Raw genomic sequence first — 12,364 nt, forward strand, 5'->3', positions numbered from 1 at the left:
TCAGCCGGCATCGACCATGCCGTGGCGAACCGCCAGGAGCGTCAACTCGACATCACTGCTGACCGACAGCTTCTCGAAAATCCGATAACGGTAGGTGTTCACGGTTTTCGGCGACAGGCACAACTTGTCCGAGATGATCTGCACTTTCTGGCAACCGACGATCATCAGGGCAATCTGGATTTCCCGCTCGGACAGGGCATCGAACGGCGAATCGCTGGCCGGCTGGAAGGACTTGAGCGCCAACTGCTGGGCAATTTGCGGGCTGATGTAGCGTTGCCCGGCAAACACCAGGCGAATCGCCTGGACCATTTCCGCCAATCCTGCCCCTTTGGTCAGGTAACCGGCGGCACCGGCTTGCAGCAGGCGTGTCGGAAATGGGTCTTCCTCGCACACGGTGACCGCCACGACCTTGATGTCAGGGTGGCTGCGCAGCAATTTACGTGTGGCTTCAAGACCGCCGATGCCCGGCATCTTGACGTCCATCAACACTACATCTGGCTTGAGTTCCCGCGTTTTCAGCAGGGCTTCCTCGCCCGACTCCGCCTGGCCTACGACCTGCAGGCCATCGATGTCGGCGAGCATCCGAGTAATGCCTGTACGCACAAGATCATGGTCATCGACAACTAGCACCCTAATCAAGCAGACACCTCGCGAATATGGTCTTATCAGGTTATTGACCACCTTAGCAAAAAACCGGCGGCCTGACCTAGCTGCAAGCGTCACATAAGAGTGTCAATGCGCTATAAGCCTCTGCGGGGGTCGCAAACGCTTGCGATCAATAGAGGAATGACTCAGGAGCCGCCCGGTCCCTTGTGGCCCCTGGTGCCATAGGGGGCAATGGCTTCGGCCAGGGTCGTGGTCAACTGGCTGATCGCTTCCTGGTCTGCCTTGCGCAGCGTGCGGTAGCTGCCCAGGACTTTTTCTTCGTTGGAATTGAGGTTGTCCACCAGCGTGGGAGTCCGGTTGCCGGTGAGAACATACAGCACATCGACGCCTCGCTCGGCCACGCGCGACAAATAGTCCGCCTTCGGCGCGCGATCACCGCTTTCATATTTACCCTGGGCGTTGGCCTCAACGCCTCCGATTTCACCAAAAGCCTTCTGCGACAATCCAAGTCGCTCCCTCTCTTGCCGCAATCGCGAACCAATTCCATTCATTTGGATGTAAGATCCCACTCTAAGCACCCCTAAGGGTGGTACACTCAACAAGATTTAAACAAAATTGAACGGTTTTGAACTATGCCCGGTATTCGCACCGCCGCACAAGCCAAGGCTTGGCTGGAACATCAAGGGAAATCGGTTCAGGAGTTTGCGCGCGAGCATGGCGTCGACCCGGCAACCACCTATCAAGTGCTCGCTGGGCGAAAAAAGGGACGGCGTGGGGAAGCCCATAAGGTCGCGGTCCTGCTGGGCATGAAAGACGGCATCATCCTGGAAGCCGGCAGCCAGGCCAGCGAGTAAACCGGCCTGCTCGAGCCAGTATGCGCCTCAAAACATCGAGGGGTAGGTTTAATCCGAAAACACTGTCAGCCGAATCAAGACCGCGCTTTCAAGGCTGTCGCGCTCATGCGAAAAAAGCATTCATCTTCCCCCACGATCTCCAGCCCCATACGCTGATAGAGCTGCCTTGCGGGATTGCTCTTGAAGACGGTCAGCCGCATCTCCGGACGCCCCTCCCTGAAGGCGATATCACGGGCCTGGGCAATCAACCAGCTACCCAAACCCTGCCCCCGCCCCGCCTCGACCAGTTGCAGCTCCCGTATATAGAGGGCTCTCGGGTCCCGACTGAAACTGACGAACCCCAGGACGTCCTCCCCTTCGCACAACAAGGCGTTCTGTCGCCCCGCCCATGCCACGTCAAAGGCCTCTTCCTGCCAGAGCAAATCGTACTCGCAGTAATACGTCATCATGTTGCGGCGGGTCAGCGACCGGGCAAACTCCAGGTCGACATCGGTCGCCGGTCGAAAACGCCAGTCCCGTTTCACCATCCCGAAACCTCCACCACCTCGCCACGCCAGTGACCGGCAACACGTCGCCCGATCACCAGCGCATCCCCCGTCCCGGCCGCGGCAACCACCTGTTGCCCGTCTTCCGCCCAGATCGCACTGCGCCCGGCCGACTCCCAGCCGCCAGTGACCCCGCCATGGTTGGCCATCAACACCGCCATGGCATGTTCACGGGCATACCCTTCCAGCAACGCGGTATCCGGTGCATAGCCATTGCCGGTGATCAAGACACCGGCTGCATACAGGTTAGCGCCAGATTGCGCGGCATGGCGGGCATGGCTGGCGTGGGAAAAGTCGGCACAGACTGACAGAGCGACGGTGTCGTCGCCGATGGACAGGGTGGCGCCACCCGTTCCTGGGGCAAAGGCCTGCTCTTCGCCATCATGCAGGTGCTGCTTGCTGTAGACCTGCTGGGAGCCATCGGCCTTGAAGGTCAGCGCGCCGATCAGCACCGGCCCGCCGGCGGACAGGCGAATCGGCATGCCGACCACGGTCACCAGGCGCAGCTCGCGCGCCAGGTCCCGCAAGGGTTGCAGGACAGCCGCGTCCGGCGCGATCGCCAGGGCACCGGCCAGGCTGCGCTCATAACCGGTGAGGGACAGTTCGGGAAAGACCAGCAACTCCACGCCCTGCTCCGCCGCCTGCTGCATGAAGCGCAGGTGCCGGCGGATATTGCCCGGCAGGTCGCCGGCGAGGGAAAAGGACTGGGCGGCGGCAACGGTCAGGGTGGTCATGGTCGGGCCTGATAATCGGATCAGAAAAGTCCGACAAGTGTGTCATAAAGGTTTACGGCATTTAACCCATAGCGACTGCACGACCCGGTCCATAGAAATTTCTGATTGAACAGGTTCCCACCCGTCGAGTAAGCTCGGTCACATTCCATCGGAGACACACCATGCATCCTGTTCATTCCACGCCTTGCCAGACTGTCAGCGCCCCGCGCTTGCCAGCGGCTGCGCGGATGAATGGCACCCGTGCATCCGCAGGTTTTTATTTTGGGTATTGGTTTAGCCACTGGCGCGCCTGATACCCAACCGGCGCCCACTACTCAAGGGGTCGCCTACCAGAGAATTCTCAACCCCCGGTCGGCCTCCCGACCGGGGGTTTTGTTTTTTCAGCGCACTGCTTTTTTCAACAGACTGCTCAACCAGACATTTTGAATCGAGGAATACCGACATGAACTACGCCACCTGCTACCGCTACGAACTCACCACCGCCTGGCGATTTAGCAACCTCCGCTCGGGACAGCTCGCCGCCTCCGAACGGTCACGCACAGGTGGCAAGCACACACTCGTAGCCAATCCGGCCGCTGATTGTCGAACACCCCAGTAGGGCCGCGCGCGGGAAGACCCGCCGCCTGCCCAGGAAGCCCGAACATGAATTCGTCACTCTCTGCACTGCCACTGTCCACCCTGTCGTCCGCCAACGAGCCGCTGACCCAGCGCTTGCCCAGCGCCCTGCAGCTCAAGCAACACCTGCCGCTCAATACAACGCTGGGCGACCAGGTCGCCAGCCACCGCCAGGCGGTGCGCGCCATCCTCGACGGTGAAGACCCGCGCCTGCTGGTGATCGTCGGTCCCTGTTCGATCCACGACCCGCAATCGGCCCTCGAATACGCCGGACACCTGGCCAACCTGGCGAACGACGTCAGCGACCAGATGCTCCTGGTGATGCGCGCCTACATCGAAAAACCGCGCACCACCGTCGGCTGGAAAGGCCTGGCCTACGACCCGCACCTGGATGGCAGCGACGATATGGCCGGCGGCCTGGCGCTGTCCCGCGAGCTGATGCGTGAAATGCTGCGCATGGGCCTGCCGATTGCCACCGAACTGCTGCAGCCCATGGCCGCCAGCTACTTCGACGACCTGCTGAGCTGGGTCGCGATCGGCGCCCGCACCACCGAATCGCAGATCCACCGGGAAATGGCCAGCGGCTTGCCGATGCCCGTGGGCTTCAAGAACGGCACCGATGGCGGTGTCGGCATCGCCGGTGATGCCATGCGCTCGGCTGCGCATCCGCACCGGCACTTCGGCGTCGACGGCCAGGGCCACCCGGCGATCATCCAGACCGCCGGCAACCGCGACACCCACCTGGTGCTGCGCGGCGGCCATCGCGGCCCGAACTACGACGCCCACAGCGTCGCCCAGATCAGGGCAGGCCTGGAAAAGCAGGCCATTCCCGTGCGGATGATGGTCGACTGCAGCCACGCCAACAGCGGCAAGGACCCGCTGCGCCAGCCGGCGGTGTTCGCCGATGTGCTGGAACAGCGCCTGCAGGGCGATCGCTCGCTGATCGGGATGATGCTGGAGAGTCACCTGTTCGAAGGCTGCCAGCCGTTGAGCTGCACCTTGAAATACGGCGTGTCGATCACCGACGGCTGCCTGGGCTGGGAGGCCACGGAGCAACTGCTGCGCGGCGCCGCCGAGCGCTTGCGCCAGCCGCATGCGGCCACGGCGGTGGTGGCCTGACCTGTGGGAGCGGGCTTGCCGGAACGCCGGCCTCCCGCGAACAAAGGCACACCTGCTGACCTGTGGGAGCGGACTTGCCCGCGAAGAAGGCTATACCTGTTGACCTGACACGCCGCGCCCAAGGAACTTTTGCCGGGAAAAAGCGGCCTGAATCCGGTAGGCTCAGCACTTTATTGAAAGGAGTATCTCCCCATGGCCAAAGCCACTGCCCGTCACATCCTGGTTGCCACTGAAGCCAAGTGCAATGAACTCAAGGCCCAGATCGAAGGCGGCGCCGATTTCGCAGAGGTCGCCAAGGCGAACTCGACCTGCCCTTCCAGCCGTCAAGGCGGTGACCTGGGCTCCTTCGGTCCTGGCCAGATGGTCAAGGAATTCGACACCGTGGTCTTCAGCGCCCCGGTCAACACCGTGCAAGGCCCGGTCAAGACCCAGTTCGGCTACCACCTGCTGGAAGTCACCAGCCGCCAGGACTGATCCGCCTGCGCGTTGCTGACACGAAACGGCCCACTTCTGCGTGGGCCGTTTCGTATCCGCCGCACAGACTTGGCTGGCCTGAAAGGCCCGTGTAGCGTACAACCCTGATACTTCGAACCGTCTTCAAGGCTGATGATGCGACTGGCTCTATCCCTGACATTTACCGCCCTGGCCCTGTTTACGGGGACGCAGGCCTACGCCGCCCCCGCGCAACACGCACTGACGGTCTACGGCGAACCGGCCAAGTACCCGGCCGGCTTCAGCCACTTCGACTACGCCAATCCCAATGCCCCCAAGGGCGGCAGCCTGAAGCGCTCGGCCATCGAGATCGGCCAGTTCGACCATGTGCTGCCGTATATCGACAAAGGCATCGGCGTCTCCCAGGTCGACGGCTGGATCTACTCGCCGCTGGCGGTGCGTTCCCTCGACGAGCCCTATACCGTCTACGGCCTGGTCGCGGAAAAGATGCAGCGCTCCGATGACGGCCTGTCCCTGCGCTTCTTCCTCAATCCCAAGGCGCGCTTCGCCGATAACACACCGATCACCGCCGAAGACGTGCGCTATACCTTCAATCTGCTGATGAGCGAAGGCAGCCTGAGCTATCGCCTGCAGTTCGAAGGAATCAAGGACGTCGAGGTCGAATCGCCGACCCAGGTCCGCTTCGATTTCAAGAACACCGAGAACCGTTCCCTGCCCCTGGATATCGCGACCCTGCCGGTGCTCCCGGAGCACTGGTGGAAGACCCGCGACTTCGCCGATGGCGGCGGCTACGAAGCACCGCTGGGCAGTGGCCCGTACCGGGTCGGCAAGGTCGACTCCGGCCGCAGCATCACCTTTATCCGCAACGCCGACTGGTGGGGCAAGGACCTGCCGGTCAATCGCGGCCTGTACAACTTCGACCGCTTCAGCATCGAATACTTCGGCGACACCGATGTGGCCCGCCAGGTGCTGCGCGGCGGCGCCTACGACTACAACCGCGAATTCTCCGCCACCGCCTACTCCATCGGCTACGACAGCCCGGCCCTGAGCGACGGGCGCCTGCAAAAGGCCCACCTGGCCCAGGAATCGCCGCAACCGGCCCAGGGCTACGTGTTCAACCTGCAGAAGCCGCTGTTCCAGGATCGCCGCGTGCGCCAGGCCCTGGCCATGCTCTGGGACTTCGAGTGGAGCAACCGGCAGATGATGCGCAACATGTACCTGCGCCAGCAGAGCTTCTTCTCCAATACCCCGCTGGCGGCCCGTGAACTGCCCGACCAGGCCGAACTGGCGATCCTCGAACCGCTGCGCGGACAGATCCCCGACGAAGTCTTCACCCAGGTCTTCGAGGCACCGAAGACCGATGCCAGCGGCAACCTGCGGGACAAACAGTTGCAGGCCCTGGCGCTGCTGGAACAGGCCGGCTGGAAACCCGATGGCGATCAGTTGGTCAATGCCCAGGGCGAACCGCTGAGCTTCACCTTCCTCAATGCCCAGAACGGCATGGAACGCCTGCTCCTGCCCTACAAGCGCAACCTGGCACAAATCGGCATCCGCATGGATATCCGCCGCATCGATGCCTCGCAGTACGTCAACCGCCTCAAGGCCCGCGACTACGACATGATCGTCAGCGGCTATCCGGTCAGCACCTCGCCCGGTATCGAGCTGTACAACTTCTTCGGCTCCTCGGCGGCCAACGATCCCGGCTCGAACAACTTCATGGCCCTGCAGAACCCCGCCGTGGACAGCCTGATCACCGGCCTGATCAAGTCCGACACGCAAAAGCAGATGCTCAGCTACGCCCATGCCCTGGACCGGGTGCTGCAATGGAACTACTACTGGATTCCCAACTATTACCCCCGGGCATCTCGACGGTCTGGTGGAACCGCTTCGGCATTCCAGCGGTGCAGGCCAGCAATGACGCCGCCGTCGAAACCTGGTGGGAAGTCAGCCCGACACCGCTGACCAACGAGCAGATGACCGCCGAGCTGATCAAGCGCGGCCAGAGCGGAGGACGCCACTGATGCCGGCCTATATCCTGCGACGCCTGCTGCTGATCATTCCGACGCTGCTGATGATCCTGCTGGTCAATTTCGTGATCGTCCAGGCCGCGCCCGGCGGCCCGGTGGAACAGGCCATCGCCCGCCTGCAGGGGCTGGGCGGCGGTGCTGGCGGCGCCATCGGTGGCGGCGGTGACGCCCCGCACGGTTCGTCCAGGGCCAGTCGCGGCCTCGATCCGAAACTGATCGCCGATATCGAACGCCAGTACGGCTTCGACAAGCCGGCGCCGCAGCGTTTCTGGCTGATGCTCAAGAGCTACGCCAGCCTGGATTTCGGCAAGAGCTTCTTCCGCGGCGCCCAGGTCACCGACCTGATCCTGGAAAAGATGCCGGTGACCATCTCCCTCGGCCTCTGGGCGACGCTGATCACCTACCTGGTGTCGATCCCCCTGGGCATCCGCAAGGCCATCAGCCACGGCAGCCGCTTCGATATCTGGAGCAGCACGGCGATTGTCCTCGGCTACGCCATGCCGGCCTTCCTGTTCGCCATGCTGCTGATCGTGACCTTTGCCGGCGGCACTTCGCTGAACTGGTTTCCGGTGCGTGGCCTGGTCTCGGACAACTTCGACCAGCTGTCGACCCTGGGCAAGATCGCCGACTACTTCTGGCACCTGGTACTGCCGGTCAGCTCGCTGGTGATCGGCGGTTTCGCCACCCTGACCATCCTGACCAAGAACTCCTTCCTCAACGAGATCACCCGCCAGTACGTGGTCACCGCCCGGGCCAAGGGCCTGAGCGAACGGCGCGTGCTCTACGGCCACGTGTTCCGCAACGCCATGCTGCTGGTGGTTTCGGGGATTCCCCAGGCCTTTATCAGCGTGTTCTTCGCCGGTTCCCTGCTGATCGAGGTGATCTTCTCCCTCGACGGCCTCGGCCGCATGAGCTACGAAGCGGCGGTGTCACGGGACTACCCAGTGGTGTTCGGTTCGTTGTTCATCTTCACCCTGTTCGGCCTGCTGATAAAACTGGTCGGTGACCTCTGCTACACCCTGGTCGACCCGCGTATCGACTTCGCCGCGAGGAACGCCTGATGCTCAGACTTTCTCCCGTGAGCCGGCGTCGCTTCGACCGCTTCAAGGCCAATCGCCGTGGCTGGTGGTCGCTGTGGCTGTTCGCCGCACTGTTCGTCCTGAGCCTGGGCGGCGAACTGATCGCCAACGACAAGCCCCTGGTACTCAACTACCAGGGCTCGCTGTACTTCCCGGTGTTCAAGCGCTACACCGAACAGGAGTTCGGCGGTCAGTTGCCGTTCCAGGCCGACTACCGCAGCGACTACGTGCGCCAACTGATCACCAGGGACGGCGGCTGGATGCTGTTCCCGCCGATTCCGTTCAGTGCCGACACCCCCAACTACGACCTCAACAAGCCGGCCCCCAGCCCACCGACCGCGGTGAACTGGCTGGGCACCGACGACCAGGCCCGCGACGTGCTGGCGCGGGTGATCTTCGGTGCGCGGGTGTCGATCCTGTTCGCCCTGGCCCTGACCGCCATCAGCGCCCTGATCGGTATCGCCGCCGGCGCGCTGCAGGGCTACTACGGCGGCTGGGTCGACCTGCTCGGCCAGCGCGTACTGGAAGTCTGGTCCGGGTTGCCGGTGCTCTACCTGCTGATCATCCTGTCGGGATTTGTCGAGCCGAATTTCTGGTGGCTGCTGGGGATCATGGCGCTGTTCTCCTGGCTGGCCCTGGTCGACGTGGTGCGCGCCGAGTTCCTCCGTGGCCGCAACCTGGAGTACGTCAAGGCTGCCCGCGCCCTGGGCCTGAGCGACCGCAAGATCATCCTGCGGCATATCCTGCCCAACGCCATGAACGCGACCCTGAGCTACCTGCCGTTCATTCTCACCGGCGCCATCTCGACCCTCACGGCCCTGGACTTCCTCGGTTTCGGCATGCCCGCCGGCAGTGCTTCGCTGGGCGAACTGATCGGCCAGGGCAAACAGAACCTGCAAGCCCCGTGGCTGGGATTCACCGCCTTTTTCACCCTGGCGCTGATCCTTTCGCTGCTGGTCTTTATCGGCGAGGCGTTGCGCGATGCCTTCGACCCCCGTTCATGAACCAGGCCCCCACGATGACCGAGAACCTGATTGAAATCCGCCAACTGACCGTTGCCTTCGGCGACCAGGTCGTGGTGCGCGACCTGTGCCTGGATATCCGCGCCGGCGAATGCCTGGCGCTGGTCGGCGAGTCCGGTTCGGGCAAATCGGTGACGGCCCATTCGATCCTGCAACTGCTGCCGCAAACCGGCTGCCGTTCCAGCGGCAGCGTGTCTTACCGTGGCCAGCAACTGCTCGGCGCCGACACCGCGACCCTGCGCAAGATCCGCGGCGACCGCATCGCCATGATCTTCCAGGAGCCGATGACGTCCCTCAATCCGCTGCACAGCATCGAAAAGCAGATCGGCGAAACCCTGCTGCTGCACAAGGGGCTCGGCGGCAAGGCGGCCCAGGCACGAATCCTCGAACTGCTGGAACTGGTGGGTATCCAGAAGCCCCGCGAGCGGCTCAAGGCCTACCCCCACCAGTTGTCCGGCGGCCAGCGCCAGCGGGTGATGATCGCCATGGCCCTGGCTTGCGAACCGGAACTGCTGATCGCCGACGAACCGACCACCGCCCTCGACGTGACCGTGCAGCGCAAGATCCTGCTGCTGCTCAAGTCCCTGCAACAGCGCCTGGGCATGTCCCTGCTGCTGATCAGCCACGACCTCAACCTGGTGCGCAGCATTGCCCAGCGGGTCTGCGTGATGAAGGCCGGGGAAATCGTCGAACAGGCCGACTGCGAAACCCTGTTCAACCAGCCACAACACCCCTACAGCCGCCTGCTGCTGGATGCCGAGCCGGCCGGCGAGGCGCTGCCGCTGGACGATCACGAAAGCGTGCTGGAGGTCGACGACCTGCGGGTGCGCTTCCAGATCGGCGGCGGGCTGTTTCGCCGCAAGGAATACCTGCAGGCCGTCGACGGCATCAGCCTCGACGTGCAACGCGGCAAGACCCTGGGCATCGTCGGCGAATCCGGCTCGGGCAAGTCCACCCTTGGCCAGGCGATCCTGCGCCTGCTCGACTCCCAGGGCAGCATCCGCTTCCAGGGCCAGGCCCTCGACGGCCTGAACCAGAAGCAACTGCGGCCCTGGCGCAAGCAGATGCAGGTGGTCTTCCAGGATCCGTTCGGCAGCCTCAGCCCGCGCATGTCGGTGGCACAGATCATCAGCGAAGGCATCGAGGTGCACTGCGCCAGTACCGCCGCCGAGTGCGATGCCCAGGTGATCCGGGCCTTGCAGGAAGTCGGCCTCGACCCGCAAAGCCGCCACCGCTACCCCCATGAGTTCTCCGGCGGCCAGCGCCAGCGCATCGCCATTGCCCGGGCCCTGGTGCTGAAACCGGCGCTTATCCTGCTCGACGAACCGACGTCGGCCCTCGACCGCACGGTGCAGAAACAGGTGGTCGCCCTGCTCCGCGATCTCCAGGAAAAACATGGCCTGACCTACCTGTTCATCAGCCATGACCTGTCGGTGGTGCGCGCCCTGGCCCACGACCTGATCGTGATCAAGGACGGCCAGGTGGTCGAGCGCGGCAGTACCTGCAAAGTCTTCGACGACCCGCAGCATCCGTACACCCGCGAACTGCTGGCGGCGACCCTGCCGGTCGGCGCCCCTGCGTGCAACCCCTGAGCGAAACGCCCATGAACGACCGCGAAAGCCTCAAGGACTACCAACGGGTCCGCCTGCTGGCGATTCGCTCGCTGTTCGAGATCATCGAACAGTCCAGCGAAGGCACCGTGATCGTCGACCGCGATGCGCGGATCGTCTGGATGAACGAGCGTTACGCCCGGCGTTTCGGCCTCGCCAGCGCCGAACAGGCCATCGGCCAGCCCTGCGAAAGCGTGATCCCCGGCAGCCTGTTGCGCGAAGTGGTGCGGACCGGGCGACCGATCCTGCTGGACCTGCAGGACATGCCCAAGGAACCGCTGGTAGTGATGCGCCTGCCGATCCATGACGACGCCGGCACGGTGATCGGCGCCATCGGCTTCGCCCTGTTCGGCGAGCTGCACAGCCTGTCGCCGCTGCTCAAGCGCTACCAGAGCATGCAGGCCGAACTGGCCTCGACCCGCTCGCTGCTGCGGGCGCGGCAGACCAAATACAACTTCGCTCATTTTATCGGCACCAGCGCCGCGAGCCTGGAGGTCAAGCGCCGCGCCCGACGCAGCGCCAGCACCGAATCGCCGATCCTGCTGCTGGGGGAAACCGGCACCGGCAAGGAACTGCTGGCCCATGCCATTCACAGCGCCTCGCCACGGGCGCACAAGGCCTTTGTCAGCATCAACAGCGCGGCGATTCCGGAAACCCTGCTCGAAGCGGAGTTCTTCGGCACCGCGCCCGGCGCCTTTACCGGCGCGGATCGCAAGGGCCGTCCCGGCAAGTTGCAGATCGCCCAGGGCGGCACCCTGTTCCTCGACGAGATCGGCGATATGCCCTTGCCGCTGCAAAGCAAGCTGCTGCGGGTGTTGCAGGAGAAAGAGTTCGAGCCGGTGGGCTCCAACGAAGTCCTGCGCAGCGACGTGCGGGTGATCGCCGCGACCTCCACCGACCTGGAAGCGGCGATCCGGCGCGGCGAGTTCCGTGCCGACCTGTATTACCGCCTGAATGTCCTGCCGATCCAGGTGCCGCCGCTGCGCGAGCGCCTGGACGACCTGCCGGCGCTGAGCGAAGCGATCCTCGAGGAACTGCGCAGCCACCACGAACTGGCCGCCGAAGCCCTCGACCTGCTCGGGCAGCATGCCTGGCCGGGCAATATCCGTGAACTGCGCAATGTGCTGGAACGCGCGGCATTGCTCAGCGATACACAGGTCCTCGACGCTGCCGACATTCGGGGCGCCATCGGCACCTTCAGCCCGCTGCAACGCCCGCACGTCCAGGTCACGGCCCCCGTGGGCAATGAAACCTTCAGCGCCGCCCGGGAGCGTTTCGACCGGCAACTGATTGAAACCACCCTGGCGCAATGTGCCGGAAAGGTCGGCGACGCGGCACGCCGGCTGGGCCTGGGCCGATCGACCCTGTACAAGAAAATGCTGGCCCTGGGCATCTCCGAGTCTCAATAAAGAGACACCCATCCCTAAAACGAGACACCCCTCCCCTGTGGGAGCGGGCTTGCCCGCGAAAGCGCCCCCAAGCCCGCTAAAAGCTTCGTGGGCAAGCCCACTCCTACACAGGCCCGCTTCCTGATCGGGCACTTTCAGGATAGATTTCCGAGAAGAAAAGTCTCCATTCAGAGACAATCGCAAGAAAGTCTTCTATAAAAAACAAAAATAGCCTTTTATTTCAACACGTTAGCCTTATGGCACGAAACTCGCTAATCCCACTGGAGATTCAGACCTAACCTACAAAAATAA

Annotated in this window: 11 protein-coding genes and 1 pseudogene; 8 read left to right on the plus strand and 4 right to left on the minus strand. The window is 63.4% G+C overall.

All coding sequences use genetic code 11. The annotated features are described in order from the left end of the window. Together uvrY and KI243_RS20490 are read right to left on the minus strand one after the other, a co-directional pair. Complete coding sequence (gene uvrY, locus KI243_RS20485) at positions 1-639, minus strand: UvrY/SirA/GacA family response regulator transcription factor (protein WP_083875282.1); 639 nt, start codon at positions 637-639, stop codon at positions 1-3. 152 nt (positions 640-791) lie between these two features. Continuing rightward, positions 792-1,157, minus strand: coding sequence for a helix-turn-helix domain-containing protein (locus KI243_RS20490; protein ID WP_042934676.1), 366 nt, complete (start codon positions 1,155-1,157; stop codon positions 792-794). Between the two features lie 81 nt (positions 1,158-1,238). Here KI243_RS20490 and KI243_RS20495 point away from each other — a divergent pair, with 81 nt between their 5' ends. Further along, positions 1,239-1,460, plus strand: coding sequence for a DNA-binding protein (locus tag KI243_RS20495; protein ID WP_017124606.1), 222 nt, complete (start codon positions 1,239-1,241; stop codon positions 1,458-1,460). Positions 1,461-1,534: 74 nt separating this feature from the next. On the opposite strand, the gene KI243_RS20500 is transcribed toward KI243_RS20495, so the two are convergent. Together KI243_RS20500 and KI243_RS20505 are read right to left on the minus strand one after the other, a co-directional pair. Then, on the minus strand, positions 1,535-1,984 hold the full coding sequence (locus tag KI243_RS20500; protein ID WP_083875286.1) for a GNAT family N-acetyltransferase: 450 nt from the start codon (positions 1,982-1,984) through the stop codon (positions 1,535-1,537). Next, positions 1,981-2,739, minus strand: coding sequence for a carbon-nitrogen hydrolase family protein (locus KI243_RS20505; RefSeq protein WP_177119209.1), 759 nt, complete (start codon positions 2,737-2,739; stop codon positions 1,981-1,983). Before KI243_RS20505 ends, KI243_RS20500 begins: the two co-directional genes overlap by 4 nt. Before the next feature lie 642 nt (positions 2,740-3,381). On the opposite strand from KI243_RS20505, the gene KI243_RS20510 reads away from it, so the two are divergent. The 7 genes and pseudogenes from KI243_RS20510 to KI243_RS20540 all read left to right on the plus strand — a co-directional run bounded on the left by KI243_RS20510 (position 3,382) and on the right by KI243_RS20540 (position 12,073). Beyond that, positions 3,382-4,473 carry a 3-deoxy-7-phosphoheptulonate synthase gene (locus tag KI243_RS20510; protein ID WP_017124609.1) on the plus strand — a complete coding sequence of 364 codons (1,092 nt, stop codon included), beginning with the start codon at positions 3,382-3,384 and terminating at the stop codon, positions 4,471-4,473. Positions 4,474-4,665: 192 nt separating this feature from the next. Continuing rightward, the gene (locus tag KI243_RS20515) at positions 4,666-4,947 is read left to right on the plus strand and encodes a peptidylprolyl isomerase (RefSeq protein ID WP_017124610.1); all 282 of its coding nucleotides are present in this window, start codon (positions 4,666-4,668) and stop codon (positions 4,945-4,947) included. Between the two features lie 135 nt (positions 4,948-5,082). After that, positions 5,083-6,947 (plus strand): annotated as a pseudogene (locus KI243_RS20520) (extracellular solute-binding protein). Next, on the plus strand, positions 6,947-8,014 hold the full coding sequence (locus tag KI243_RS20525; RefSeq protein WP_017124612.1) for a microcin C ABC transporter permease YejB: 1,068 nt from the start codon (positions 6,947-6,949) through the stop codon (positions 8,012-8,014). Before KI243_RS20520 ends, KI243_RS20525 begins: the two are co-directional and overlap by 1 nt. Then, positions 8,014-9,036: an ABC transporter permease gene (locus KI243_RS20530; RefSeq protein WP_042934677.1), complete on the plus strand. Its 1,023-nt coding sequence runs from the start codon at positions 8,014-8,016 to the stop codon at positions 9,034-9,036. The genes KI243_RS20525 and KI243_RS20530 overlap by 1 nt, the downstream gene beginning before the upstream one ends. A 14-nt stretch (positions 9,037-9,050) precedes the next feature. Beyond that, positions 9,051-10,646, plus strand: a complete 1,596-nt coding sequence (locus KI243_RS20535; RefSeq protein ID WP_177088088.1) for an ABC transporter ATP-binding protein — start codon at positions 9,051-9,053, stop codon at positions 10,644-10,646. An 11-nt stretch (positions 10,647-10,657) separates the two neighbouring features. Then, positions 10,658-12,073 (plus strand): sigma 54-interacting transcriptional regulator, encoded by a 1,416-nt coding sequence (locus KI243_RS20540; RefSeq protein ID WP_103032732.1) that lies wholly within the window; start codon positions 10,658-10,660, stop codon positions 12,071-12,073. Positions 12,074-12,364: the final 291 nt, after the last annotated feature.

Origin of the sequence: Pseudomonas sp. Ost2 (assembly GCF_018326065.1) — a bacterium.
Classification (GTDB): Bacteria; Pseudomonadota; Gammaproteobacteria; order Pseudomonadales; family Pseudomonadaceae; genus Aquipseudomonas; species Aquipseudomonas gingeri.

Excerpts from the sequence above, each read along its gene's own strand:
- KI243_RS20515 (WP_017124610.1), top strand. The coding sequence starts at position 4,666 with ATGGCCAAAGCCACTGCCCGTCACATCCTGGTTGCCACTGAAGCCAAG.
- KI243_RS20540 (WP_103032732.1), top strand. The coding sequence starts at position 10,658 with ATGAACGACCGCGAAAGCCTCAAGGACTACCAACGGGTCCGCCTGCTG.
- KI243_RS20510 (WP_017124609.1), top strand. The coding sequence starts at position 3,382 with ATGAATTCGTCACTCTCTGCACTGCCACTGTCCACCCTGTCGTCCGCC.
- KI243_RS20525 (WP_017124612.1), top strand. The coding sequence starts at position 6,947 with ATGCCGGCCTATATCCTGCGACGCCTGCTGCTGATCATTCCGACGCTG.
- KI243_RS20505 (WP_177119209.1), bottom strand. The coding sequence starts at position 2,739 with ATGACCACCCTGACCGTTGCCGCCGCCCAGTCCTTTTCCCTCGCCGGC.
- KI243_RS20490 (WP_042934676.1), bottom strand. The coding sequence starts at position 1,157 with ATGAATGGAATTGGTTCGCGATTGCGGCAAGAGAGGGAGCGACTTGGA.
- KI243_RS20495 (WP_017124606.1), top strand. The coding sequence starts at position 1,239 with ATGCCCGGTATTCGCACCGCCGCACAAGCCAAGGCTTGGCTGGAACAT.
- KI243_RS20535 (WP_177088088.1), top strand. The coding sequence starts at position 9,051 with ATGACCGAGAACCTGATTGAAATCCGCCAACTGACCGTTGCCTTCGGC.
- KI243_RS20530 (WP_042934677.1), top strand. The coding sequence starts at position 8,014 with ATGCTCAGACTTTCTCCCGTGAGCCGGCGTCGCTTCGACCGCTTCAAG.